This is a genomic window from Psychrobacter sp. H26, from assembly GCF_059073035.1.
Genome location: NZ_JCACRW010000001.1, coordinates 401,156 through 426,327, shown reverse-complemented (window position 1 = coordinate 426,327; position 25,172 = coordinate 401,156). Strand labels below are relative to the sequence as shown.

General features: G+C 43.0%; 21 protein-coding genes. 11 read left to right on the top strand and 10 right to left on the bottom strand.

From position 1 onward, the window contains the following. Nucleotides 1–239 precede the first annotated feature (239 nt). Both AC5JPT_RS01880 and AC5JPT_RS01875 read left to right on the top strand, forming a co-directional pair. On the top strand, nt 240–1,181 hold the full coding sequence (locus AC5JPT_RS01880; protein ID WP_493856871.1) for a transaldolase: 942 nt from the start codon (nt 240–242) through the stop codon (nt 1,179–1,181). A gap of 105 nt (nt 1,182–1,286) precedes the next feature. Then, entirely contained in the window at nt 1,287–1,739 is a 453-nt protein-coding gene (locus tag AC5JPT_RS01875; protein WP_493856870.1) for a surface-adhesin E family protein, read from the top strand. Between the two features lie 104 nt (nt 1,740–1,843). Here the strand turns inward: AC5JPT_RS01875 and AC5JPT_RS01870 are convergent, their stop codons facing one another. Next, nucleotides 1,844–2,359, bottom strand: coding sequence for an adenine phosphoribosyltransferase (locus AC5JPT_RS01870; RefSeq protein WP_443524811.1), 516 nt, complete (start codon nt 2,357–2,359; stop codon nt 1,844–1,846). 423 nt (nt 2,360–2,782) lie between these two features. On the opposite strand from AC5JPT_RS01870, the gene AC5JPT_RS01865 reads away from it, so the two are divergent. Then, nucleotides 2,783–2,947 carry a rubredoxin gene (locus AC5JPT_RS01865; RefSeq protein WP_057759803.1) on the top strand — a complete coding sequence of 55 codons (165 nt, stop codon included), beginning with the start codon at nt 2,783–2,785 and terminating at the stop codon, nt 2,945–2,947. Between the two features lie 27 nt (nt 2,948–2,974). After that, entirely contained in the window at nt 2,975–4,024 is a 1,050-nt protein-coding gene (locus tag AC5JPT_RS01860; protein ID WP_493856869.1) for an alpha/beta fold hydrolase, read from the top strand. Nucleotides 4,025–4,142: 118 nt separating this feature from the next. On the opposite strand, the gene AC5JPT_RS01855 is transcribed toward AC5JPT_RS01860, so the two are convergent. Further along, nucleotides 4,143–5,105 carry a WG repeat-containing protein gene (locus AC5JPT_RS01855; RefSeq protein WP_493856868.1) on the bottom strand — a complete coding sequence of 321 codons (963 nt, stop codon included), beginning with the start codon at nt 5,103–5,105 and terminating at the stop codon, nt 4,143–4,145. A 480-nt stretch (nt 5,106–5,585) separates the two neighbouring features. Here AC5JPT_RS01855 and AC5JPT_RS01850 point away from each other — a divergent pair, with 480 nt between their 5' ends. Continuing rightward, nucleotides 5,586–6,518, top strand: a complete 933-nt coding sequence (locus AC5JPT_RS01850; RefSeq protein WP_443524052.1) for a DMT family transporter — start codon at nt 5,586–5,588, stop codon at nt 6,516–6,518. Between the two features lie 132 nt (nt 6,519–6,650). On the opposite strand, the gene AC5JPT_RS01845 is transcribed toward AC5JPT_RS01850, so the two are convergent. Beyond that, complete coding sequence (locus AC5JPT_RS01845) at nt 6,651–8,099, bottom strand: solute carrier family 23 protein (protein WP_493851749.1); 1,449 nt, start codon at nt 8,097–8,099, stop codon at nt 6,651–6,653. A gap of 537 nt (nt 8,100–8,636) precedes the next feature. Here AC5JPT_RS01845 and AC5JPT_RS01840 point away from each other — a divergent pair. After that, nucleotides 8,637–10,073, top strand: a complete 1,437-nt coding sequence (locus tag AC5JPT_RS01840; RefSeq protein WP_493858414.1) for an L-serine ammonia-lyase — start codon at nt 8,637–8,639, stop codon at nt 10,071–10,073. Between the two features lie 153 nt (nt 10,074–10,226). Here the strand turns inward: AC5JPT_RS01840 and AC5JPT_RS01835 are convergent, their stop codons facing one another. The 3 genes from AC5JPT_RS01835 to xthA all read right to left on the bottom strand — a co-directional run bounded on the left by AC5JPT_RS01835 (nt 10,227) and on the right by xthA (nt 13,142). Next, a complete protein-coding gene (locus tag AC5JPT_RS01835) occupies nt 10,227–10,625 on the bottom strand; it encodes a DUF4377 domain-containing protein (protein ID WP_493856867.1) in 399 nt (132 codons plus the stop codon). 400 nt (nt 10,626–11,025) lie between these two features. Continuing rightward, nucleotides 11,026–12,249, bottom strand: coding sequence for a bifunctional glutamate N-acetyltransferase/amino-acid acetyltransferase ArgJ (gene argJ / locus AC5JPT_RS01830; RefSeq protein ID WP_493856866.1), 1,224 nt, complete (start codon nt 12,247–12,249; stop codon nt 11,026–11,028). 68 nt (nt 12,250–12,317) lie between these two features. Next, complete coding sequence (gene xthA, locus AC5JPT_RS01825; protein ID WP_493856865.1) at nt 12,318–13,142, bottom strand: exodeoxyribonuclease III; 825 nt, start codon at nt 13,140–13,142, stop codon at nt 12,318–12,320. A gap of 217 nt (nt 13,143–13,359) precedes the next feature. Between xthA and AC5JPT_RS01820 the strand changes: the two genes are divergently transcribed. From AC5JPT_RS01820 to AC5JPT_RS01800, 5 genes are all read left to right on the top strand, one after another. Continuing rightward, nucleotides 13,360–13,962, top strand: a complete 603-nt coding sequence (locus tag AC5JPT_RS01820) for a hotdog domain-containing protein (RefSeq protein WP_493856864.1) — start codon at nt 13,360–13,362, stop codon at nt 13,960–13,962. A 6-nt stretch (nt 13,963–13,968) separates the two neighbouring features. Next, nucleotides 13,969–14,802: an ABC transporter ATP-binding protein gene (locus tag AC5JPT_RS01815; protein WP_493856863.1), complete on the top strand. Its 834-nt coding sequence runs from the start codon at nt 13,969–13,971 to the stop codon at nt 14,800–14,802. Nucleotides 14,803–15,014: 212 nt separating this feature from the next. Beyond that, nucleotides 15,015–15,791 (top strand): ABC transporter permease, encoded by a 777-nt coding sequence (locus AC5JPT_RS01810; protein ID WP_493856862.1) that lies wholly within the window; start codon nt 15,015–15,017, stop codon nt 15,789–15,791. 585 nt (nt 15,792–16,376) lie between these two features. Continuing rightward, complete coding sequence (locus AC5JPT_RS01805; protein WP_493856861.1) at nt 16,377–18,074, top strand: AMP-binding protein; 1,698 nt, start codon at nt 16,377–16,379, stop codon at nt 18,072–18,074. 654 nt (nt 18,075–18,728) lie between these two features. Next, a complete protein-coding gene (locus AC5JPT_RS01800) occupies nt 18,729–20,429 on the top strand; it encodes an AMP-binding protein (protein ID WP_443524065.1) in 1,701 nt (566 codons plus the stop codon). A 98-nt stretch (nt 20,430–20,527) separates the two neighbouring features. On the opposite strand, the gene AC5JPT_RS01795 is transcribed toward AC5JPT_RS01800, so the two are convergent. The 4 genes from AC5JPT_RS01795 to AC5JPT_RS01780 form a co-directional block, all read right to left on the bottom strand. Further along, nucleotides 20,528–21,397: an SDR family oxidoreductase gene (locus AC5JPT_RS01795; RefSeq protein WP_493856860.1), complete on the bottom strand. Its 870-nt coding sequence runs from the start codon at nt 21,395–21,397 to the stop codon at nt 20,528–20,530. A gap of 123 nt (nt 21,398–21,520) precedes the next feature. Then, nucleotides 21,521–22,285, bottom strand: coding sequence for a histidine phosphatase family protein (locus tag AC5JPT_RS01790; protein ID WP_493856859.1), 765 nt, complete (start codon nt 22,283–22,285; stop codon nt 21,521–21,523). Nucleotides 22,286–22,322: 37 nt separating this feature from the next. After that, a complete protein-coding gene (locus AC5JPT_RS01785) occupies nt 22,323–23,564 on the bottom strand; it encodes a phosphotransferase family protein (RefSeq protein ID WP_493856858.1) in 1,242 nt (413 codons plus the stop codon). Between the two features lie 183 nt (nt 23,565–23,747). Then, nucleotides 23,748–24,995, bottom strand: coding sequence for an acyl-CoA dehydrogenase family protein (locus tag AC5JPT_RS01780; protein WP_493858413.1), 1,248 nt, complete (start codon nt 24,993–24,995; stop codon nt 23,748–23,750). Between the last annotated feature and the right edge of the window lie 177 nt (nt 24,996–25,172).

The window sequence follows — 25,172 nt, the reverse complement described above, 5'->3', positions numbered from 1 at the left end:
CAGCTGCTCGACATATAGTCGGCTCTACTATAACAAAAACTTGAGTCAGTGCCCATTCGTAAATGCGCATAAATATACCAATAGCCATTAATATTAGCACAGTTAAGGCACATAACAGCGTCGCACAGCACAACTCTGGGCAAACACATGCTCAAAACTGTGTTACAGTCTCAGTTCAGCTCCCTACCCTGCTATATATAAGAGGAGCATCACATCATTACTAAAAAAAAGGATACCTGATGAGCGCATTACAACAGCTACGCACCATGACTACCATTGTTGCTGATACTGGTGACCTTTCGGCCATTGCACGCTTAAAACCTATCGATGCGACCACCAATCCAAGTCTAATTACTAAGGCTATGACTCACCCTGACAATCAAGGCATGCTATCAGAGACGATGAGCCGTCATAATGGTGACGTTGATGCCGTGATTGATGCACTGACCATTCAAGCGGGCTGTGATATTTTAGAGCTGATTGAAGGACGGGTTTCAACCGAAGTTGATGCGCGTTTGTCTTACGATACTGGGGCAACTATAGATAAAGCCCTCGCCTTTATGGACGCGTATCAAAAAGCTGGCGTCAACTCAGAGCGAGTCTTGATAAAAATGGCAGCAACGTGGCAAGGCATTGAAGCAGCACGCTATCTTGAGACCCAAGGTATTCACTGTAATTTGACTCTGTTGTTTGGACAACATCAGGCTATCGCTTGTGCAGATGCTGGCGTGACCTTGATTTCACCTTTTGTGGGACGTATCTTAGACTGGCAAAAACGCCAACAGAACCGTCAAAACGTACCAGCTTCTGACGACATGGGCGTACAATCAGTCAAGCTCATCTATCAATACTACAAACAGCATGGTTACCAAACGCAAGTAATGGGTGCCAGCTTCCGTTCGACTGAGCAAATTTTGGCATTAGCAGGCTGTGATTTGTTAACTATTGCGCCCAATCTCATTGATGAGCTAGCAACCATGGACACTGAGGTGACACGCCAGCTATCGCCTATTATGTCAATGGACGTACAAGCAATGACCCAAGTCAGCTTAACCCATGAGGAATTTAGCGCCGCCTACCAAAAAGATAAAGTCACACAAGACTTATTACCTAAAGGTATCGATGGCTTTATTGGTGCACGTGATGAGCTTGCCAAAGCACTAACTGCAATCCGTGGGTAATAAAAGAGACAAGATTCACACTGGTGTCACACAAAAGATATTTGCCTGCCCACAGTAAGTTGGCTATCATGAGCGACTTCAGATAACAAGAAGCAAGGCTTAAGTATGAAACGGCTATCAATGTTATTGGCAGGCTGTGCTTTAGCGTTCAGCGCCCATGCAGCCAATTGGGTAGAAGTGTCCAAGAGCGGCTCTGGATCGGTTTTTAGTTTAGATTTGGACTCTATTGAGAGCTCTGACATCAAGATCATTGATGAAAAAGAGGTCGAAAATATCACTGTCTCTATGCTAAGGACCTATCCTAAGCAAAAAGAAAAAGATACAGTGAAAGAAAAAAACATTCATCATAGTGACCAGCAGCTTCTGATTTCTTGCAAAGACGCCAGTTACTACAAAAGGGCTTATGTCAATTATGGTGCTGACAACAAGGTCATCAAGTCATGGCAATCAGAAAAACCCATACTGACAACCAAAGACTTTAAAGTCACGACACCAAAGACAGTCGGTCGCACACTGGTTGAACGCGCTTGCAAAAGCTACGAACAAGATGAAGCATAATATATTAGACCAATCATAAAAAAAGCGCCCTGATTATTTTCAGGGCGCTTTTTTGTAGCTGACAGCAACGACTTGCGATTGATCTTAGTCTTTTAGTATTGGTTTTAGGCTTTTAGTACCGTATAGACGGGGACTGGAAACGCGCCATGCAGATCTACTAAATCTAATAATACCAATGCACCTACTACCGTATGCTCCGCTGATTGACACAGCTCATACGCTGTCGTCAGCGTACCACCAGTCGCCAAAATATCATCGACCAATAGTACACGCTCAGGTGGCAGATTGTTTTGCATCTCAAGCGTATCTTTACCGTACTCAAGCGCGTATGCCTTATTGGCAACAGGTGGTGGCAGCTTGCCTGGTTTACGGAGCAAGATCATACCTTTACCCAAACGGCCTGCCAACATACTGGCAAATACAAAACCGCGTGCCTCAACAGCGCCTAAACAGTCCACTTCATCCATCAAACCTTCTGGTAACGCATCAAGTAGTGCATCGATGACAGCATCAACATGACTGCGCAGTAACGGGGTAATATCATAAAAATCAATGCCAGGTTTTGGAAAGTCTGGTACTGTGCGAATAATCTGCCAAAACGGATGGTCAGTGTTGAGCATGGTAGTCGTCTCATTTTCGGTAGTGGCAGATGCGGCGGCGGCATTAATACTCATGTTAACCCTTAACTTATATGTTTATCTGGTTTGAATGATGAATGGGTATGGCTTCTATACTAATTGGTCAATCATATATCAGCGTTCAATAACGGGTGACTCTGTGAATTTAGCGGCGATTATTATAGCATAACTGGCTTTCGTATTGCGGACTGACGCCTTAGATTGTATTACATCGCAGCAAAATAGAGCATATGCTATCCTTGATAAAAGGCAAGTCATCTCAATATACAAGTGTAAACTTAACTATGAAAATAACGGTTATATGCTAAACTACGTGCGTTTTTGCAGTCTAATATGATGACTGTGATGCTACACATGAGTGTTTATGACTCACTATAACACTAGCAATGATCGATAGGACTATTTATGAAACGTTATGAATGTATTGTCTGCGGCTGGATATATGATGAAGCGCTTGGCTGCCCTGAAGAAGGTATTGCACCTGGTACCAAATGGGAAGATATCCCTGATGACTGGACGTGTCCTGAGTGCGGTGTCGGCAAGCTTGATTTTGAGATGCTTGAGCTGTAATAGACGACCCTCTAATTAGGACACTTCATGACAAAATCAGATGACATCAATAGTGCCAAATTGCGTGAAACTTCAGACACAGATCTAGACAAGACGCCAGATTTTTATCCAGCGCCTGAATGGCAAAAGTTTGGGGATCACCAATGGCGAGACTCCGATCTTAGCAAACACCTCTACCAAGCGATGATTGATATTGGTGATGGTATTGAGCTATGTATCGAAGCTGGTGGCAACCCCAACAACCCACCTTTGTTAATGATTATGGGGTTGGGGTCGCAAATGGTATTTTGGCCGGATAATTTTATCAAACGCTTTATTGATGCTGGTTTTTTTGTGATTCGTTTTGATAATCGTGATATCGGTCTGTCCTCTAAAGTTCAGATCGATGGTCTGCCCCGTATTAGCCAGCTCAAAATGATGATGCGTCTACAAACGGGTCTGTCAAATAAGAGCACTCAGGTTGCCTATAACCTGACTGATATGGCAGAGGATACCGCACGTCTGATTAAAGTTCTAAAACTCGGTAGAACGCACCTGCTTGGGGCCTCTATGGGCGGTATGATTGCACAAATTGTGGCCGCGCGTTATCCAAGTTTGGTTCAGCGTATGGCACTGATGTTCACCACAACTAATCGTGCTTTTTTAAAACCGCCAAAGCCCAAGCAGCTATATACGCTCATCAATCGCCCAGAGAGTCACTCTGAGCGTGATATCGTACGCCATAGCGTGTGGTTTATGAAGACGGTTGGTACGCCAGGTCATGTCAATGTACGTATGGTGCGCGAAATTGCCAAAATCCGTTATCAACGCAACTTTCATCCCCTTGGTACTGTACAGCAGCTCAATGCGATCTTGGCATCAGGCTCTATCAGTCGCTTCAGTAAGCAAGTCAAGGCACCGACTATCGTACTGCACGGCAGCGCTGATGGGCTATTACCTGCATCACAAGGCCGAGTAGTTGCTAAGACCATTCCTAATGCTACGTTTCATCTGATCGAAGGCATGGCGCATGATATTCCAGAGTACTATCAGCCTTATATGGTCGATTTGATCAGCAATCACTTGTCAGATAAATAACCATTTGTCTATGATAAAGAGCTGACGAATAGCTGTTGTGAAAAAGAGTGTAAACCTTATCAATCACTGATGGGGTTTACACTCTTTTTTTGCCTACTTATATAAGCACGGCACTGCTCTACTCACAGCTAATAGCAGTACCTTCTTTATCAATGCACATCTTATTGCCATTTTTTAGGTTACCAATCCATGCTTTGCCATCCGTGAATAAAAATGACGGCTTGCCTTTGTAGCTATCATTGGCCAATACCCCATCGTTAGAAAAGCGAAAAGGAATCACCAGCTCACCGCCAAGATTCACAAACCCCCACTCATTACCAATACGTACACCAGCTAATTGCTCAGAAAATGCTCGGGCTTCATCGAATGAATAGGTAATCATCGTAACGCCACTATCATCTACAAAACCCCACTTTCCATCTTGCTGTCGGGGTTGCAACGTCGTAAAGGGTCTAGGTGTGGGTCGCTCCGATTGTGATGATGATACATTGGTATTGCTAGACGTGGTCGGTTGTTTAGTTGTCTGACTGCTACTCCGAGCGTTTGGATCGTTAGTTGCATTGCCGTTTTTGTCCAACCAGCTGGTTGTGCTGTTTTTGCGGACGCGCGTCACACCATTACGATAGTCATCAATCTCATCGATTGTCGCTGAAAACGAGACAACGGTACTGTTGGACGTGTCAACAACGCCATAGTTGCCGTCCTTTTTTACCACGATACGCCCATCTGATACTGGGCGCGCCCATCCTTGGTTTCCTGTGATCATATCGTACATTACCGGTATAACCTCACGGCCCTGCATATTGAGATAACCGACATGGCTGTTGCGTAGCACAGGTAGTAGACCGCCTGATATCTTATTGGCATCAACTTTTTGATAGCGTGATAAGTCGACAACTCTTTTACCCTTACTATCAATCAAAGCCACTGGTGCACCAAAGTCTTTCTCTGCTAAAAAGTAACGACTACTAGCCGTACAGGAGACATTTTTGTAGTAGCTTTTAGGAAGCTTACAGCTGGCTGCTTGTGCGTTTGGTATCAAAAGTACAGCACTAGAGAGAACACCAATAGCAACGCTCAACTGCGATATTCTTAGGGAAGATTTAGAGATTACATTTGACGGTATATTTGACAAAAAATGTCGGAGCATGAGCAGACCTAGGCAAATAGTATAGAGTGTTTGGTATAGCACATTGATCGCTAACCACATCGTAGGGCATTAGACTAACAAATAGTCATGTGCACGCCAACGCCATTCCTGTAAGGATGTGACTCGATTATATAAGCGCTGTGGTATAAATATCAACACCGCCATATAGCGTATAAACTCTCAAATAGTGTATAAATTCTTAAAAACTTAAGCTTTTGGAAATTAATACTCGTGAATGTTTGACTTTGTATCTGCCCTCTATTCGAGCACTTTCACTACTTATCGTAGCAATCTTTCTAAAACTAAAATAAATTTTGGTTTTACCATTTCATTTCTCGCCCAAAACCACGACAATATGCCTTTGGTCAACCAACATATGTGCCGACTAAAATAATAATATAAGGACGATTTATGGCAATTGCTTCTTCACGCGCCGCTCCTATTGGATTGGTTATTGGTTGTATTATTTTTGGTTTGGGCAGTCTGATTGTCGCTCATGTCGATATCGGTGGCTGGGCGATGTCGTTTTGGCGACTGGCCATATCAGGTGTCGTATTTGCCTTTTTAGCCAAAATAATGGGACAACGAATACCTCAGTCAAGGCGTGCTATTTTTTATGGTTTGTTATCAGGTGCCTTTTTGGGATTAGATTTGGCGCTTTGGCACGAGAGTATCTATGCCGTTGGTCCTGGTATCTCGACCCTACTCAACAGCTTACAGATCTTTTTCTTGGCTGCAATCGGGTTCTTATATTTCAATGAACGCCAATCTATCGTACAGATCATCAGTTTGTTTTTGGCGATGTTGGGCGTGGCCATGATTGGCAGTCCTGAGTTTGCGCATAATACAGCTGCTACTTGGGGCTTTGTTACTGGTATTGTTTCAGGCGCGATGCTGGCCGCATCAATGACCTTTATTCGTAAGACACACGATACCGAACCTGTACCGATCTTTATGCTGATGCAGCTGATCAGTATTGGCGGTGTTTTAGCGATGATCATACCGATGTTCGTATTTGATACTGGTCATATATTGCCCAATACATGGTCTGAGATTGGCTGGGTACTCGTCTACGGTACAGTGATGCAGTGTCTGGCATGGGGTCTGATTGCCTACTCGATTCCTAAGCTGTCTCTGGCACTGACTGGATTATTACTATTGACTGAACCTATCGCCGCTCTCGTGATTGATTACAGTTGGCTGGACAAACCCATCAATAGCTTACAATGGGGCGGCGCCTTATTGACTATGTTTGCTATTTATTTAGGATCACTAAAACCCAAGCCTCGCGCACTACGTCGTTATGGATTTTTCTCAAAATTTTATAAGCGGGACTATAAGTAAGATTGTTTTTGTAACTGAATAAAGCAAACAACGAAAAGCGCCCATGCTATCAATAGCATGGGCGCTTTTTATTGGCATAATAGACTGTATTACTTATTTAAGCATTTCAGATTTACTTATTATATAGTCTAATTATTTAGCCAATGATTGCTTAGTTGCTTTGGTCTCAGCACTTTGGTTAAACAATGCATTTAATACGATAGCAGCCAAAGTAGCCGTACCAATACCGCCCAGATCAAAACCACCTAAGTGCAAGCTAAAGTTTCCCGTACCCATGATTATGGTCACTGCCGCGATAATGAGGTTGCTGTTTTTACTGAAGTCGATCTTGCTGTCTATCCATATTTTTATCCCCGCCACCGTGATAAGACCAAATACCACAATAGACGCACCGCCCAATAACGCAGCTGGTATCGTTTGGATAATCGCCCCAAACTTTGGTGATAGACCCAGTATAATTGCAACGATACCTGCAACGACAAATATTGTTGTGCTATATACTTTGGTAACTGCCATCACACCAATATTTTCAGCATAAGTGGTTACCCCTGTACCACCAAATCCAGCCGAAAAAGTCGTGGCCAAACCATCCGCCAAAAATGCTCGACCCATATAAGGGGTGACACGAGCCTTAGTCATGCCTTCTACTGCCTTAAAATGCCCTAAATTTTCAGCTACCAAAATAAAGGCAACAGGAGCAATTAAAATAATAGCGCTCATCTCAAAACTTGGGGTATGAATACTGGGTAACCCCAACCATGAGGCAGCGGCGACCGTACTAAAATCAATTGGCGTACCAAACCCTAAGATATTGGTCATGACAAAATAAGCAAAATAGGACAGCACCAAACCTACCAGTAATAACAGACGGCGTAACATGCCGCGCGTAAATATCGCTACACTGCTAATGAGTAATACCGTCAACGTGGCCATCCAAGCATCAAACTGATTGGCAGAGACACCTTGAATGGTCACTGGTGCCAAATTCAGACCAATAATCATAACGATGGCACCAGTCACAATGGGCGGCATCAAACGCTCAATCCAGCCTGTACCCGTTTTCATCACTAGCAAACCAATCAGCGCATAAATAATACCGCAAGCCATAATGCCGCCTAGCGCGACATTCAAATTATCATTGAACCCTGCCCCTGCATAAGCGGTCACCGCAATGACGGGCCCAATAAACGCAAAGCTCGATCCCAAGTAACTTGGCATACGTCCACCAGTGATCATAAAGAACATCACCGTACAGATACCAGACATCAAGATAGCTAAGTTAGGATCAAATCCCATCAATAATGGCGCAAGTACCGTCGCACCAAACATTGCAAACGTATGCTGTATCCCTAGCAAGACACTCTTTGATGGTGGCAGATATTCATTAATACCAACTGGATCACGGTCTAAGTTACCTTTGTAGGCTCGCCATGTCGGAAACCAGCGACCATTTTCAAAATCTGGATTGTGTGGGTAGTTTATGGCTGTTGAATCAATACCTGCAGCCTCTAATGCATTGTGAGCTGACTGATCTTGAGCGCTGTTCTCTGAAGCTGATGATGGGTCTTTTTGTGATGGCATGCGCGCTTGTCCTATGTGAGCTGAGCTAAAGTAATAGGCTAAAATAACTAATGAGATAAAAACTGAATGAGATTGATAGACTGACCAAAAAAACCGCGTAAGTTACAGATGATTTAAATCGAAGAAACCTAACGTCCCCTATCAATAATATGTCATCTTAATTCATTCATTTATGTTGTAATATGACAAACCAAAAGTATTATTTGGTATGATAGCCAAGTCTTGATAGCTGCATAAGGCTGAAAAGTATTATCAAAAACACACTTGCCCTTTTGCACGCTAGCATACTCAGTAGCGATATTTACTTACAGGATGTTACATAGTCGTTGACTCCGAGCATGATAGCGGAGTTTCAAAATAAATAAAAGTTATTATTCAGTCATCACTTGTACTCTTTCGTGTTAATTCTTTTATAGACAGTGTCTCGCATGCCCCTGTTAATGGTGGCTGCGGGCGATAACCGTCTGTTATATTCTCAATAAAAGCGCTCAATGTAATCGTGAGGATTGCTAAGGCTCTTAAACTTTTCGGTAACTTATTATGATTAGTGTTTTTGATTTATTTAAAATCGGAATTGGTCCATCAAGCTCACATACTGTCGGGCCAATGGTAGCCGCCAACCTGTTTTTGGACTCATTAACCAGACAGATAGCATTGACAGCCGTTACTAAGATAGAAATCGAGCTTTATGGCTCGCTGGCGGCAACAGGAAAAGGACATGCCACAGATACGGCTATATTGCTAGGATTACTAGGTCATACGCCAAGCACTATTGATACGCGTATGAGTAGCAGCTACTTGTCCCCTATTTTTTCTGACAAAGTATTGAACATATCAGGTACTCACACCATTGCCTTTGATACAGAGCAGGATATTCATTGGTACGATGACACTGTATTGCCCTACCATCCTAACGCACTGACACTGCGTGCCATATCAAACGATGGCACTCGCTATCAACAGACCTACTATTCGATTGGGGGCGGCTTTGTTATCAATGAAGAAGATGCTACCGACCCAGACGAAGATCATGCCAGCCCAACCATCGATAGCGTGCCTTACCCGTTCAACAACGCAGCAGAACTTCTAGAGCAATGTCGTCAGCATGACTTGAGTATTAGCGAATTGGTACTGGCAAATGAGTGCCACTTCCATGATAAAGCAGAGATATTTGCTTACTTAGATAGTATTTGGGAGGTCATGCAAGACTGTGTAAAGCAAGGCTGTGAAAATGGTGGTATCTTGCCAGGTGGCTTAGATGTTAAGCGCCGTGCACAAGATTTGCACGTACAACTGTGCGCTGAAAAAGATCAGCCTATCACCAAAACGGATAAACTCGCCGCTATGGATTGGGTAGACTTATACGCACTCGCCGTCAATGAAGAAAATGCCAATGGCGGTAAGGTCGTGACAGCACCAACCAACGGCGCCGCAGGTATTATTCCTGCCGTACTGCACTACTACCGTGACTTTTTGCCCAACTATAGCCAAGACGGCGTTCGTAAATTCTTGCTGAACGCCACCGCTATCGGTAGTCTAATCAAACAAAATGCATCTATATCTGGTGCCGAGGTCGGCTGTCAAGGTGAAGTGGGCTCTGCTTGTGCGATGGCAGGATCAGCATTAGCAGAAATTATGGACGGCACACCAGCCAAATGCTTAAACGCCGCCGAAATTGGTATTGAGCACAACCTAGGCCTAACCTGTGATCCTATTGGTGGTCTGGTACAAGTACCTTGTATCGAGCGTAATGCGATGGGTGCGGTCAAGGCGATTAATGCTGCACGCCTAGCTTGTAGAGGGAATGGTCAGCACTTTGTCTCTTTGGACAAAGCCATAGAAACCATGAAGCAAACAGGCGCAGATATGTCTGATAAATATAAAGAGACCGCACGTGGTGGGCTTGCTGTTTACGCTGATAACAGAATTCCTACTGCCACTCGCGGTGTTAGTGTTAACTACAGTCAATGCTAATCTGAGTTATTAGTTGTACTAATAGTAGACAATAACTAAAAAAAGATACAGTACTAACAATATAAAAAGACCTCTAAAAAATTAGAGGTCTTTTTATGAATAGCATCATGACATCAAGTTCATAAAACTAAATCATGACGTTAAGTATTAGAATTACTCAGCAGTTTTTGAAACCACTTCATTTAGAATCCAAACAGGCTGCACCATGTTCGATCCTTCAGCAGCGACTGCTTCTTGGCGTACATCTAGAACATAACGATAGTTTGGCTCATAAGTAAAGCCTTGAATGTTACCATTTAGAGTCGTGTAGTTTTTCTGATAGGTTTGACGATACTGTAAGCACTGTGACTCTACCATGCTGCCATCTGTTGCAGTCAGATCACAAACTGCTTTGCGCGGTGCGATCTCAACTTCAAAACTTGGGATATTAACCACTTTTACATTCATAGGCTGCCCTTCAACAACCATCATGCGCTCGTCATCCATGCTCATAGTAGAGCAACCAGAAAGGGCGAAAGTTGTCATCAATGCTGCGAGTGCTAGTTTTTTCATTGTGTGTTCCTCAAGTGAGTGGTAATAACTATTTATTGTGTGTCTAGATTTATTATTGAAACTATTTTTCTATGACAGCTATATTGCTAATTAAGCGATAACAATCCAAGTATACTTTTTCACAAAGTCTCTTTTTATTATCGATATTATAAGTATCTCATAAACAGTGCCATTTATTTACTTAGGCAAGTATATGCTGCAAACCAACTTACTCTCTATGACTGCTTTGTAAACTAACGTCAGCTTTTGCAACTCATGTTAATAGTACGTATTAAATAACAGAGTGTTTTGATACTCGGCCTACATTAGAATGCAAAAAGGACTAGAAACTAAAAAGGCCAAAGCAAGTATTGCTTTGGCCTTTTTTAACGTATTCGAGAATTATTTTGGGTTAGGCTTGTTAGCTACGATAATCAGCATTAATCTTGACATAGTCGTAAGACAAATCACAGGTATAGACTGTGTCGCTAGCTTCACCACGAGCAAGATCAATATGAATAGTAATCTCAGCGCGGCTCATGACAGCTTTACCCGCCTCTTCCGTATAGCTCGGCGCAACACCACCATTTTGGCAAATCATGACCTCATCTAAATATACATCAACTTGCTCAGTGTCTAGGTCGTCGATACCCGCATAACCAACTGCTGCTAGGATACGTCCCCAGTTTGCATCACTTGCAAAAAAGGCGGTTTTTACTAGCGGTGAATGCGCCACTGCGTAAGCCACATCGCAGCACTCTTGTGTGGTCTGACCGCCAGTTACCTTGACCGTCATGAACTTAGTCGCGCCCTCACCATCACGTACAATCAACTGTGCCAGACGCACAAAGACTTGGGTCAATGCGTCAAAGACGGGCTGATAATGCGGATGTGCTGGACTATCAATCATATCTGAGCTGGCAGCCCCTGTTGCAATCAATACACAGCAGTCATTGGTTGAGGTATCGCCATCGACGGTAATGCGATTAAAAGACTGCTCATTAATAGCGCTCAACATCTCTTGCAATAAGTCAGCGGCAATATTGGCATCCGTTGCTACGTAGCCGAGCATGGTTGCCATATTTGGGCGTATCATGCCTGAACCTTTTGACATACCAGTGATATGATAACTGGTACCTGACACCTCAATCTTTTGGCTAGTAAGTTTAGGAATAGTATCTGTCGTTCGAATACCATTAGCGGCAGCCAGCCAGCTATCATCAGCTAAAGTTGCCAACGCATCATCTAGACCTGCAATGACTGCATCACTATTTAACGGCTCGCCAATCACACCAGTAGAAAACGGCAATATCGCATGACTATCTACGCCTGCTTTATCAGCTAAGGCTGTACAGATGTCAACGGCGCGGCGTTTGCCATCAGCGCCCGTACCTGCATTCGCATTACCAGTATTAGTGACCAAATAACGAGGACTGGACTTGGCAAAGTGCTCACGTAATATGCGTACAGGTGCCGCACAAAATGTATTTTTGGTCGTGACAACTGCCGTGGTCGCTTGTTCCGCAATTTCTATGACAACCAAGTCATCACGGTTTTTGTAGCGCACGCCTGCTGCGGTCGCACTGAGTCTAATGCCGTCAATCGGATAGATGGTATCAGGTACTGCTACGTTTCCAACAGCCATAATAAAATCCTTACTTTTTAATTGTTGTCGTTGTTTTTAAGGGGAACGTAATAAACACTATAGGCATATTACGGTTTTTTTAGATCAAATGCTGACCAAATTGGTGCATGGTCAGAGGGCTTTTCCATAGCGCGTAGCTCATAGCTGATTCCAGCATCGATACATTCACTGACAAGGTCGGATGTGCATAAAATATGGTCGATACGTAACCCGCGCTTAGGCTCATCATTGAAGCCGCGACTGCGATAATCAAACCAGCTATATAACTCTGTGCTTTCGGGATAATGCAAACGATACGTATCAGTCAATTCACGTGACATCAATGCTGAATACCACTCACGCTCTTCTGGCAAGAACGAGGTCTTTCTATTTTTCAGCCAGCGCTTTGCATTAACCTCACCGATACCAATATCAATGTCTTCTGGTGCAATGTTCATATCACCCATCACAATGAGTGAGCGACCTTCTGCCTTTAGCGTGTCAATATAGGTCATCAAATCTGCATAATAAGCGCGCTTCATTGGAAACTTGGTGGGATGATCTTGGCTCTCTCCTTGTGGAAAATAACCATTGAGCACATCTATCTCACGCCCTTCGATCTCATAGCGCGCATGGATAAAACGCTTTTGTGCCTCTACATCTTCACCAGGAAAACCTTTTTGTACAAATATAGGGGCAGTTTTCGATAGTAGTGCCACACCATAATGTCCTTTTTGTCCAAAATACTCTACGTGGTAGCCCAAACCTTCTATGTTATCAAGTGGAAACTGATCATCATGGACTTTGGTCTCTTGCAGACCCATGACATCAGGGTCGATTACTTCGCGCACCGCCTCAAGCTGATGCTGGCGAGCACGGATACCATTGATATTAAAACTGACAAAACGGGTCATAAATTGTCCTATACTGATTGGTTAAAATACGATGCTAATAAAAACGAATACACTATAAATGTCTATGATAACAGACCTCGTCTGTTCGAGCAGTTGCATGGCTTTATATCTTGAGCTAGAGTAGCTCTTATTATAAATATGATAGACGTTTTTTTATTGGCACGAGTATATATAGCGTCTTCATCAAACAATACTTATTAAAATACTGAGCACTATTATGACAACGACTGATCAAAAAAATAAAAATGTAGCCCTTAATAACACAGCCCCTAATAACAATATCGAACCACTGTTTGCCAAAGACTATAACGTCTACATCAACCACACTGATGCTGGCGGTATAGTTTATCATGCCAACCACCTAGTATTTTTTGAAAACTGTCGCCGCGATTGGTTTACAAAGCTGGGTCTTAATGGTTATTTTTTGCAGACTGACGATGGCGATGTACAGCATTTTGTTGTGAGTCAGGCAGATTTACAATACAAAAGAGCCATTCTCTTAGATGAGATCATCAGTGTCCGCATCGATAAAGTAGAGCTAAAACCTGCCAGCATGATATTTTATCAAAGCATTCATCGAACCCTATCTGATGATGACACTACCAAAACAACCAGTAGTCAGCTATTAAGCAGCACCAAGATCGTCATTGCCTGTGTACAAAATCTTGTCAAACCAGAGCCAATGGCCAATGAGCAAACAGATAATAGCAAAACTGACACTACAGTGAATACCACCCCAATGCGCCCTATTCGTGTACCAAAACAACTGCGCGATAGTATTGGGCAAGCGATTAGCGCGCAAATGGGTGGATACCAATAGCACTTTATGAGCATCGATAGTGATAAGCCATTACTTACATTTGACACTCTCTGGGTATATGGCAGACGAGCAGTTGGCACGTCTGATAATGAAGATATAACAGGCACGCGAACAAACGCTTTTGCTCTGCAAAAAATATATCAAACCTGGTCAGGTAAGCTCAAGAACAATACGACGCCCGATGACTGGGCGGCTAATAACAGCGCACTAATCAGTGGCGCAAGCGGCGAACTACATTCAGGTCAAATAACTGTTTTGACAGGGGCTTCTGGTAGTGGGAAATCCGTATTGTTACGCGTGCTTGCAGGATTATTACCAATAAGTGCTGGTGATATTCTTTTACAGAGTAGCAGTGCGCCTATTGGCAGCAACAGTATTGAAGTCATTGAGCCTACAGAATGGCGCAAACAAGTTGCTTTACTTGCTCAGCACCCGCAACTGATGGAAGGCCGTGTCCTTGACAACCTAAAGATGCCTTATCAACTACAAGCACATCAATCTCAAAGCTTTGATATCGACTGGCATGTTGTCCAGCTTGAGACGCTCAATAGAAATGCAGAGTTTTTGCAGCAAGAGGCCTATCATCTATCTGGTGGTGAGCGTCAACTCGTCAATACGTTGCGTCTATTACAACTGAATCCAAGAGTGTTATTGCTAGATGAACCAACAGCTGCACTGGATGTTGATACCTCAGCACAATTGGTAACTCTGCTGATGAGCTGGTTACAGGCCAATAAACAGCGCACATTATTGTGGGTCACTCACGATACTAAAGACATCATGTCGCTAGCCAATAGACATTGGCAAATGCAGGCGGGTGTCTTAACTGAGATATTTTGAGACAATTATCCAACGCTAGATAAGCAGTTTAATCCCCCTTGCCCCCACTTTTTTACTCGTTTATTTTTTCATATCTAGAGTTGATCCAATTTAAGACTGCTACAAGACAACCGAGTACAGATATATATGTCATACTTTAAGCGAGATTGACGCTGTAACGCTGTTATAGTGGACTGACTACACAATGAGCACCTACGACTGGTATGGATGATATGCAAGTATTACTAACTTATGGTGATATCGCTCTTGCCAGCGGTCTAATTATTATCGTGCTTTTGGTGTCATGGCAGCTGCGCTTAAAACTGACAAAGACACTCTTAATCGCGGCTGTCCGTACCATCGTGCAGTTGAGCTTTATTGGTCTGATCCTGGCGTGGATTTTTGCACGTGAACAATGGTATGAAGTTTTGCTGATTTTGACCATCATGACGCTTATTGCCGGCAGTGCTGCAAAAAATCGTGTTAAACGCAGCTATAAGGGTTTACTAACTGACACCTTATTAGCAGTGAGCACCTCGGCTGTACTCGTTACCGCGATAGCTATTGTGGTTATTTTAGGGGTTCAGCCTTGGTATACACCGCAATTCATCATTCCTGTACTAGGTTTGATACTGGGCAATTCTTTGACGGCTATCTCGTTGACCAGCAACCAGTTGATTGAAGCTTTTCACGAGCAGCAAGGGCGTATTGAGATGATGCTTAGCCTTTCTGCGAAGCCATTTGAGGCAGTACATGAACAGATACGCGCAGCAATAACCAATGGTATGACCCCAACGCTGAATTCTATGCTAGTCGTCGGTATTGTCAGCTTGCCAGGTATGATGACCGGTCAGATATTGGCAGGTGCTGATCCTACACAGGCTGTTCGCTATCAGATTGTCACTATGTTTTTGATCTGTGCAAGTAGCACGCTTGGTTGTACTATCAGTGCTTTATTGATTTATCGACGCTTTTTTAATAAGCGCAAGCAGTTTATGCTCCCCCAGTAGCTTCCTCTTTCTCTCCTCTCTATAAATTGATGATCAGACTTCACCGCTCTAAAGCGTTTATGATATCGTCGAGTAGTACTGGCTCCGTAACAAATCTCATTATTAAGTCAATTTATAGAATAGTCATTTCCCATTCGCACATCCATTGTGATAAAAAAAGCACCTCTCATATCTACCAAATACTTGTACGTCATATATTTTTCAGTTTTTTTAGCTTTATGTATAGACTGCTCAGTTTTGCTTTCTGTTGTTGTTTTCAACGCTATTCATGCTAATGTATTGCTTAAATGTATCGTTTTTTTGATACCTGAGTTGCAAAGAGCAGATAATACTTACCTGAAATATCTATAATTTCTCTTAGGTGATTATCTACTCGTTCAACGTTACTTAATTAATTAGCCAATTGCTTTGGTAATTAAGAAGCATTGAACAACAGCAACACAAGTGAGTAGCCAGTCGATAGACAAGGACGTTGTCGAACACAGCAGAAAATAAAGTAGGTTACTGCTGTTTTGTTATGTTTACGTGCAGATGGCTGCTTTCTTACAACACTTTAACCCATCCTAAATTGCAAGGACGCTGACCATGATGCCGAATAAACCTTGGCTTGCCCAATATCCAGCAAGTGTACCAAAAACCATTAATCCTGATACCTATGGCAGCTTAATGGAGTTGTATGAAGAGTCCTTCGATCGTTTTCGCGGACATCCAATGAGTATCTGTATGGGGGTAACTCATACTTATAACGACGTGGATACTGCCTCTCTTGCAATTGCAGCATGGCTACAAGCACAGGGGTTACCAAAAGGCAGTATTGTGGCACTTATGATGCCAAATTTACCTCAATACTTACCAACCATGATCGGTATCCTGCGTGCAGGTTATGTTTGTACGCCAATCAATCCACTTTATACTGGTCGTGAGCTTCGTCATCAACTGAACGACTCTGGTGCACAAGTTATTTTTGTGGTCGATAATTTTGCACAAGCGCTTGAGCAAGTGGTTGATGAAACTGCTATCAAACGCATTGTTTTGTCCAAATTGGGCGATATGATGGGCTTAAAAGGTATGCTGGTAAATACCATCGTCCGTCAAGTTAAACGCTTGATACCCAAATACAAGCTAAATGATCCCAAGCATGAAGTGACCAAGTTCCCTGATGTGCTCAAGCAAGGCAAAAATCTGCCCTTTCATGCGCCAAAAATGACATTGGATCAACTGGCTATCTTACAGTATACAGGTGGTACCACAGGACTATCTAAGGGTACCGTATTAACTCAGCGCAATATCGTATCCGCCGCTTTAATGGCGGAAGCTTGGTATCGCCCAATTACCTCAGAGATTAACGAGGTATATATCAATATGGTTATGGCGCTACCGCTATATCACATTTTCGCATTTTCGCTCAGTCTACTGGGTATGCGCTCAGGTTATACCTTTATATTGGTACCCAATCCGCGCGATATGCCAGGGTTTGTCAAAACCTTATCAAAACAACCGTTCCATATATTCCCTGCTGTCAACACCTTGTTCAAAGGATTGCTGGATACTCCTTCCTTTAAAACCTTAGATTTTACACCACTACGTATCTCTCAAGCGGGTGGTATGGCAGCGACCAAACAAACAGCAGAGCGTTGGTTAGAAATCACAGGCTGTCCTATGGTTGAAGGTTGGGGTATGACCGAAGGGGTGGCTGGCGGGACTGCCAATATCCTTACTGATGATAAATTCAATGGCACTATCGGTATACCAGTACCAAGTGTTGATATCATACTCATTGATGAGAATGGTCAACGTGTGGGCGTCAACCAAGCTGGTGAAATGTGTATCAAAGGACCTAATATCACCTCCGGATATTACAATAGAGACAGTACCAATGACTTTACAAGCGATGGGTACTTCTTGACTGGTGATATCGCTAGCATGGATGAAAGAGGCTACTTCACTCTATTGGATCGCAAAAAAGATATGATCTTGGTATCAGGTTTTAATGTGTTCCCTAATGAGCTTGAGTCAGTCATGCTTGATTGTAAAGGTATTTTGGACTGCGCAGTAATCGGTATCCCAGATGAACGTCAAGGTGAAGCAGTCAAACTATATGTAGTCCCTGAAGACAATAATGTTACTAAAGAACATATCAAGGAGTTTGCGTTAGACAATCTAACTGGTTACAAATGTCCGCGTTATATTGAGTTTGTCAGCGAATTGCCGAAAAGTAATGTCGGTAAAGTACTACGTCAAAAACTACGTGAAAAACATAATGCTGAGCACCCTCAGCTATAAGTGGTCTATATTGATCTCGAACATCATTTTATATTAATTCATGATTTCAGAAAAAAAGCCCCACATTAAATGCGGGGCTTTTTTGTAGTGATTTTTTATATACAAGAACTTATAATGTTGTAACTGCTCTGTTAGTTTTACGATGCTGTTGATTTTTGACTCGTATCAATTTTTAGGCTTTCAGATCTCATCAATAATTTTATCCATTTAAAATAACCACTTATCTTTTTTAGCTTGCAACATATTTTTTTTATTATATCAAACTTAAATATAAACTATTAAGTTCTTGTATAGCAATAACAAAATTAGTTGTAGTTGTGTTAATGTAATGTCGCAATGTGTCAGTATGCTTTCTATCGATTTAATTTGATTCTAGGCTAAAAACAGGACACATTATTGCTACCGCTTTAAATGAATGTTTTGATTGTAGAATCAGTAACCAGTCGTTTAATCTACTCAGATGTCTGCTATTCGAACGGCTTACTCTTAGTAGTTAAATAAAACTTTATAAAGGCCTCTGTATTTTAGCTGTATGTGAAAAATAGGATAGCACTCGACAATGCACTGCTTATAAGGCAGTGACTTATATTGTTGACATGGATGTGACTACTTCTCTATAGAACCTTAGCTTATCTTAATTTAAGGACGCTAGGCATGACAGTAGATAAACCTTGGCTTGCTCAATACCCAGACAATGTACCCAAGACTATTAATCCTGACCAATATGAAAGCCTCATAGAGCTATATGAAGAGTGCTTTAACCGTTTTCGTATGCATCCTATGACTATTTGTATGGGTGTTACTCATACTTATGGTGACGTTGATAAGGCATCACTTGCAGTGGCGGCATGGTTACAAGCTCAAGGCCTACCTAAAGGCAGCGTTGTGGCACTTATGATGCCAAACGTACCACAGTATCTACCAACTATGATTGGCATCTTACGCGCAGGTTACGTTTGCACCCCTGTCAACCCACTATATACTGGCCGTGAGCTGCGTCATCAATTAAACGACTCTGGTGCTCAAGTTATTTTTGTCGTTGACAACTTCGCTCAAGCGCTAGAGCAAGTCATTGAAGAGACTAATATCAAGCGTATTGTCCTCTCAAAAATGGGCGATATGATGGGCTTGAAAGGTATTTTGGTAAATACCGTTATCCGTCAGGTGAAACGCTTAGTACCTAAATACAACCTTAACGATCCTAAGTACCATGTTACCAAATTTCCTGAAGTGCTTAAGAAAGGTAAGAACCTCCCTATTCAAGCACCTAAAGCCACCATGCAGCAGAAAGCTATTTTGCAATATACTGGTGGAACAACAGGGTTATCTAAAGGTGCCGTGCTGACTCAGCGTAACGTCGTCGCTGCTGCTATGCAATCAGAAGCATGGTATCGTCCTGTTACCTCGGATATCAACGAGGTATATATCAATATGGTAATGGCATTGCCGCTATATCATATTTTTGCATTCATGCTTAGCCTGCTTGGTATGCGTTCAGGTTATACCTTTGTGCTGATACCTAACCCACGTGATATGCCAGGGTTTATCAAAACGTTATCAAAACAACCGTTCCATATTTTCCCTGCTGTAAACACCTTGTTTAAAGGTTTGCTTGATCAGCCAAATTTCAAAGATTTGGACTTTAGCTCATTGCGTATCACGCAAGCCGGTGGTATGGCAGCAACAGAACAAACAGCAGCACGCTGGTTAGAAGTGACTGGCTGCCCGATGGTTGAAGGTTGGGGTATGACTGAAGGTGTTGCAGCTGGTACCGCCAACGTCATTACTGATCGCAAGTTCAACGGTACAATCGGTATACCAGTTCCGAGCGTTGACATCATCGTAGTTGATGATAATGGCAAACGTGTTGGATTGAATCAAGCTGGTGAGATGTGCATCAAAGGTCCTAACATTACTTCCGGTTATTTCAACAAAGACAATACGAACGACTTCACCAGCGATGGTTATTTCCGTACTGGCGATATCATTAGCATGGACGAAAAAGGCTATATCACCTTGCTGGATCGCAAAAAAGACATGATTCTAGTATCAGGGTTCAACGTGTTCCCTAATGAGATTGAAGCGGTCATGCTTGATTGCGACGGTATTGTCGACTGTGCTGTCATTGGCATTCCTGATGATCATCAAGGTGAAGCCGTTAAAATCTATATCGTACCTGCAGACAACAACGTCACTAAAGAGGACATTAAAGAGTTTGCGTTGGATAATTTGACCGGTTACAAATGCCCGCGTCATATTGAGTTTGTCAGCGAACTACCAAAAAGCAATGTGGGTAAAGTACTACGTCAAAAGCTGCGTGAGCAGCATATTGCAGACAACCCACAAACACTATAGTACTCATACTATGATTTTTGGATAAGTACAAAACAGCCCACTATCATAATAGTGGGCTGTTTTGTTTGTCATGTCTAATATTTTGCCATTCTACTCTACTAGCTTAATTTACTCATTACTTGCAACGGCAAATGTTTCATCGCATGACTGACCATTGACCACGGTAGACTTGGTACACAGGCTTCATCTACTTCCGCTTCAATCGCTGCCACAATCGCTTTGGTACCAGTATCTGCATCGACCTCGAATGGCAATGGCTTGGAGCCCTCGTTGATCTCTGTACGGATATACCCTGGATAGATAGTAGATACTTTGATGGGCAATTTGGTCAATAGCATATCCGCGCGAATACCTTCTGCTAAGTGAGCCAAGCCAGCCTTGCTCGCGCCATAGGTAGTTAGATGTCTAGGCAGTCCGCGCATGGCTGACATACTTGATATCACTACTAAGTGTCCACTGTTTTGGGCACGAAAGATGCTCATTGCCGCTTCACACTGTGCCAATGCTGCTACAAAGTTGATATCTGCAGTACGGCGATTGGTCTCGAAATGCCCTTGACCAATTCGGCGACTGTCACCAATGCCAGCATTGACTACTACGCGCTCAATACTACCGAAGTCCTCTGTAAAAGCCGCAAATACTTGGAAAATCGCATCGTAGTCACTGACATCTAAAGCACGATACTCAATGCGGATATCAGGGTATTGCGCCGTTAGCTCTGATTTTAGCTGCTCTAAACGATCCGTACGGCGCGCACATATTGCCAGGTTATACCCTAATTTGGCAAAAAGTCTCGCCATCCCCTCGCCTAAACCTGAGCTTGCCCCTGTGATCAGTACCGTTTTATCCTTGCCTACTTGCTGCCTGTTCAGACCTTTTAAGTAACGTGCAGGTTGAACTGCACCGACTAACTGGTTTTTACTATTGCGGGCACTTTTGGCAACCAAATTTATCAATTTATTTTGCATATACAGTCCTTTGAATATCAGTAATGAATAGCGTTAACGTCATGTCCGCTTGTATCAGTGCATCTTATCAGCACAGACGGTGTACTTCATTTAGGTATACACAACATCGTATCACTAACAAGTTTATCGCCATGTCACGAACGGCTTGCCTTCAGAGAATAAATGGCTATATTCATTTAAAGACAGCAAGCGAGTACTCTGTTTTTTTAGAGTGATCGATGTCACACCTGTATTAACCAAGCTTTTATTCAACTGGTAGGCTGTCTGGCTACCTTGACGTAACAACTGCGCAGTGATTGCAGCAATAACACCGCCTGACGTAAATACAAGTACTGTACTGTCCTGATCTAAGCTCATATTTGCTATTTTTGCACGTACTTGCTCAAGCGCTTGCTGCGCACGCTCACTAAACTGTGGCCAACTTTCAACATAATCTTGATCATTGTTACCACCGTGCCAGCGCTGCATTGCCTGATCGAATAATTCTGCCAGTCGCGTGGCTGGTGATTCCGCTTTAGCAATTTCAGCTGAGATATCGGCTCGATTACTGAGTCCGTCAGTTGACTTAATAAAGACGTCCTTGTGATTAAACTCATCGAATTGTGGCACGATATAGCTATTGGGCTGATCAAAATCGATTGCTGGCATCGTAGGTTTGCCATCGCCATTATTGGTACAAACAAAGGGCTGATAGCCCTCCCAAAAATGGCGTGCTGAATCTTGCTGGCGAACCAAATTACCAGTGAATATTGCATCTATACGGCGCTGCGTTGCAGCGTAGTGCTGACCTAGCATTTTTGCTTGAATACTACCTAACTCTGAGAGTTGATCGTAGTTTTCTTGACCAAAAGAAGCCTGGCCGTGACGGGCTAAAAGTATGGTTGTCATAACTTACTACCTTTTATCATATTTACCAAAGTACAGTTTATTCAGGAGTGTGAGATGATTTTGCAAAATATCCCTTTGGTAAAATACTTTTAACAACCTTCTGTACAGGGCTTGGTAGCTGCTCGATGGTAGCAGCGTCTACCCCTCTGTCTTCTAAATGCGGCTGAACGTGTGTATTGAACAGCGCTTCGCCTTCATATTGCGCAATCAGTTTGAGACATTTGGCGTGCATGACGTGTATAGCAAGCCATGCATTTTTGAATGCTGGATTGGTGGTTTGTTTGTGATAGTAGCGATAGTAGATTTGCTGAATAATACCTGATAGACGGAATAGACCGAATACTTCATAAAAGGTCCAGTTATCTATCTTGAGTCCAGATTTTTCTAGATAATAAGCAACCACTTCATCACGCGTCATCATGCCTTCTAAGTGAGTTGGCTGGCGACGGAACTGCTGCATAACAATATTGTCATCTTCTTCAATCCAGTAGGCCAATGCACTACCCAAATCCATTAATGGGTCACCAAGGGTTGCCATCTCCCAATCGAGTACACCAATCACCTTGGTCGGCTCATCCGCATCGAGTATGACATTGTCAAAACGCCAGTCATTGTGAATAATGCACGTTTTGCTATCCGCAGGTGTGTGTTTTTTAAGCCACTGTCTGACCAATGCAAAGCTCGGTACGTTAGGTGTTTTTGCTTTGACGTAACGTTTATCCCAGCCACTAATTTGGCGCTCGCAATAGCCGTCACCGCGTCCTAAATCGACCAAATCAGGATGCTCTGTATAGTCTATCTGGTGTAGCTCTACCAATGCATCTAAAACATTGGTACAAAGCAGACGAGTTTGTACAGGGTCCAGCTCAACGCCTTTTGGTAAGTTGGCTCGAGGAATGATACCTTCCATACGCTCCATCACATAGAAATCAGCACCAATGACATTGTCATCAGTGCATAATGCAACCATTTCAGGTACATAAGGATAAGCGTCTTTCAATGCCTTTTGAACTGTATGCTCACGTACCATGTCATGAGCAGATTTTGCTTTGGTACCTTTTGGTGGACGGCGTAAGATAAGATCCTGGTTTTTACCTTCACCTTCATATTGTAATCGATACGTCCAGTTTGACGCTCCGCCAGAGAACTGAGTAACTTTAGGCTCGCCTACGACATCGACACCCTGACTGCGAAGCCATTCGCTCACTGCTGTAGCATCAAGCTCTTCACCTTCACGTACGGCACCGCCTTTATCAAGTACTTTATTATCAGTTGCCATGAGACATTCCTTATCGTGTGATCATGTATTTTTATAGCCAGTAGTCAACTATTTAATAGCAATGAGCTACTGTTAGTGATGAAAAATTCACTACTAAATCGTTAATAGTGAATTTTCAATTTTTTTATTTTCGGCAATAGTGGTATGAGTAACTTCAGGTTTACTCACACCTATTGATGAGTCTTAAGCTTTGTCAGATTTAGAACGACTAAAACCTTGACGCTTTAGCTCTAGCTTGGCAATCATCGTTTGGTGTACTTCATCAGGGCCATCTGCGAGGCGTAGTACACGGGCTTGGGCATAGAACCCTGGTAGCATCGTGTCTTGACATACACCCATGCCGCCATGAATTTGAATCGCCATGTCGACCACTTCTTGTAGTACAGTTGGCGCGACTACTTTAATAGCAGAGATTTCAGTCAATGCCGCTTTGGTACCTTGGGCGTCCATTTTTTGCGCCGCGTAAAGGGTTAGTAAGCGTGCCTGATCAATCTTGATACGGGCATCGCTGATACGCTCAAAGTTGCCGCCCAATTGTAGTAATGGCTTACCAAAAGCGGTACGTGACATGCCGCGCTTAACAGCCAATTCTAGTGATTTTTCAGCCGCACCGATACAACGCATGCAATGGTGAATACGACCTGGTCCTAGGCGGCCTTGTGCAATCTCAAAACCTTTGCCTGGTCCACCAATAAAGTGACTGACTGGCACACGTACATTCTCAAAGCTAATTTCACCATGACCATGCGGCGCATCATAATCACCGAATACTTTGAGCATGCGCTTGATCTTAACACCCGCAGTATTGACTGGAACTAATACCATCGAATGCTGATGATGGCGACCGGCAGTTTCGTCAGCGGTATATGCCATAACAATCAAGATGTCAACTGCAGGATCACCAAGACCCGATGACCACCATTTACTACCGTTGATGACGATTTCATCACCATCAACCACAGCAGTTGCTTGCATATTGGTGGCATCACTTGAGGCCACATCAGGCTCAGTCATACAAAAGACAGAACGCGTCTCACCTTCTAACAACGGGGTGAGCCATTTGTCTTGCTGCTCTTGTGTACCATAACGCCATAGTAGCTCCATGTTACCGCTATCAGGTGCATTGCAGTTAAATACATGTGGCGCGAGCAAACTACGACCAGTCAGCTCTGCAATAGGCGCATAATCAGTAACCGAAAGCCCTGCACCTAAAGTATCATCTGGCAAGAAAAGGTTCCACAATCCTTCCTCACGCGCTTGTTTGCGTAAGTTTTCATAGGCTTCTGGCCATTCCCAGTTCTCCCAGTTACCGTCAGGGTTTTTCTTATGACACTCTTCCCAGAACTGGGCTTCGATGGGTTCAATATTTGTTTCAATGAACGCTTTGACTTTGGCATGCATGGCTTGACCATGTTCTGTTGCGGTAAACATTAAATTGTCGTTAGACATAAATGACTTCCTTTTCTTTATTGATTGTCTAAATCGAGTTTTGATAAAAAGCGCTGTTAGACCTTTAGCGCAAGCTTTAGTGTACGGACGTATACTGTTTTTAGTATGCTACATTTATAACACAGCAATTATGAATAAACAGCAAAAAGGCGCGACCAG

Bases quoted from the DNA above. Each gene is read 5' to 3' on its own strand.
- AC5JPT_RS01880 (WP_493856871.1), top strand. From the start codon at position 240: ATGAGCGCATTACAACAGCTACGCACCATGACTACCATTGTTGCTGAT.
- AC5JPT_RS01875 (WP_493856870.1), top strand. From the start codon at position 1,287: ATGAAACGGCTATCAATGTTATTGGCAGGCTGTGCTTTAGCGTTCAGC.
- AC5JPT_RS01870 (WP_443524811.1), bottom strand. From the start codon at position 2,359: ATGCTCAACACTGACCATCCGTTTTGGCAGATTATTCGCACAGTACCA.
- AC5JPT_RS01865 (WP_057759803.1), top strand. From the start codon at position 2,783: ATGAAACGTTATGAATGTATTGTCTGCGGCTGGATATATGATGAAGCG.
- AC5JPT_RS01860 (WP_493856869.1), top strand. From the start codon at position 2,975: ATGACAAAATCAGATGACATCAATAGTGCCAAATTGCGTGAAACTTCA.
- AC5JPT_RS01850 (WP_443524052.1), top strand. From the start codon at position 5,586: ATGGCAATTGCTTCTTCACGCGCCGCTCCTATTGGATTGGTTATTGGT.
- AC5JPT_RS01845 (WP_493851749.1), bottom strand. From the start codon at position 8,099: ATGCCATCACAAAAAGACCCATCATCAGCTTCAGAGAACAGCGCTCAA.
- AC5JPT_RS01835 (WP_493856867.1), bottom strand. From the start codon at position 10,625: ATGAAAAAACTAGCACTCGCAGCATTGATGACAACTTTCGCCCTTTCT.
- argJ (WP_493856866.1), bottom strand. From the start codon at position 12,249: ATGGCTGTTGGAAACGTAGCAGTACCTGATACCATCTATCCGATTGAC.
- xthA (WP_493856865.1), bottom strand. From the start codon at position 13,142: ATGACCCGTTTTGTCAGTTTTAATATCAATGGTATCCGTGCTCGCCAG.
- AC5JPT_RS01820 (WP_493856864.1), top strand. From the start codon at position 13,360: ATGACAACGACTGATCAAAAAAATAAAAATGTAGCCCTTAATAACACA.
- AC5JPT_RS01815 (WP_493856863.1), top strand. From the start codon at position 13,969: ATGAGCATCGATAGTGATAAGCCATTACTTACATTTGACACTCTCTGG.
- AC5JPT_RS01810 (WP_493856862.1), top strand. From the start codon at position 15,015: ATGCAAGTATTACTAACTTATGGTGATATCGCTCTTGCCAGCGGTCTA.
- AC5JPT_RS01805 (WP_493856861.1), top strand. From the start codon at position 16,377: ATGATGCCGAATAAACCTTGGCTTGCCCAATATCCAGCAAGTGTACCA.
- AC5JPT_RS01800 (WP_443524065.1), top strand. From the start codon at position 18,729: ATGACAGTAGATAAACCTTGGCTTGCTCAATACCCAGACAATGTACCC.
- AC5JPT_RS01795 (WP_493856860.1), bottom strand. From the start codon at position 21,397: ATGCAAAATAAATTGATAAATTTGGTTGCCAAAAGTGCCCGCAATAGT.
- AC5JPT_RS01790 (WP_493856859.1), bottom strand. From the start codon at position 22,285: ATGACAACCATACTTTTAGCCCGTCACGGCCAGGCTTCTTTTGGTCAA.
- AC5JPT_RS01785 (WP_493856858.1), bottom strand. From the start codon at position 23,564: ATGGCAACTGATAATAAAGTACTTGATAAAGGCGGTGCCGTACGTGAA.
- AC5JPT_RS01780 (WP_493858413.1), bottom strand. From the start codon at position 24,995: ATGTTTACCGCAACAGAACATGGTCAAGCCATGCATGCCAAAGTCAAA.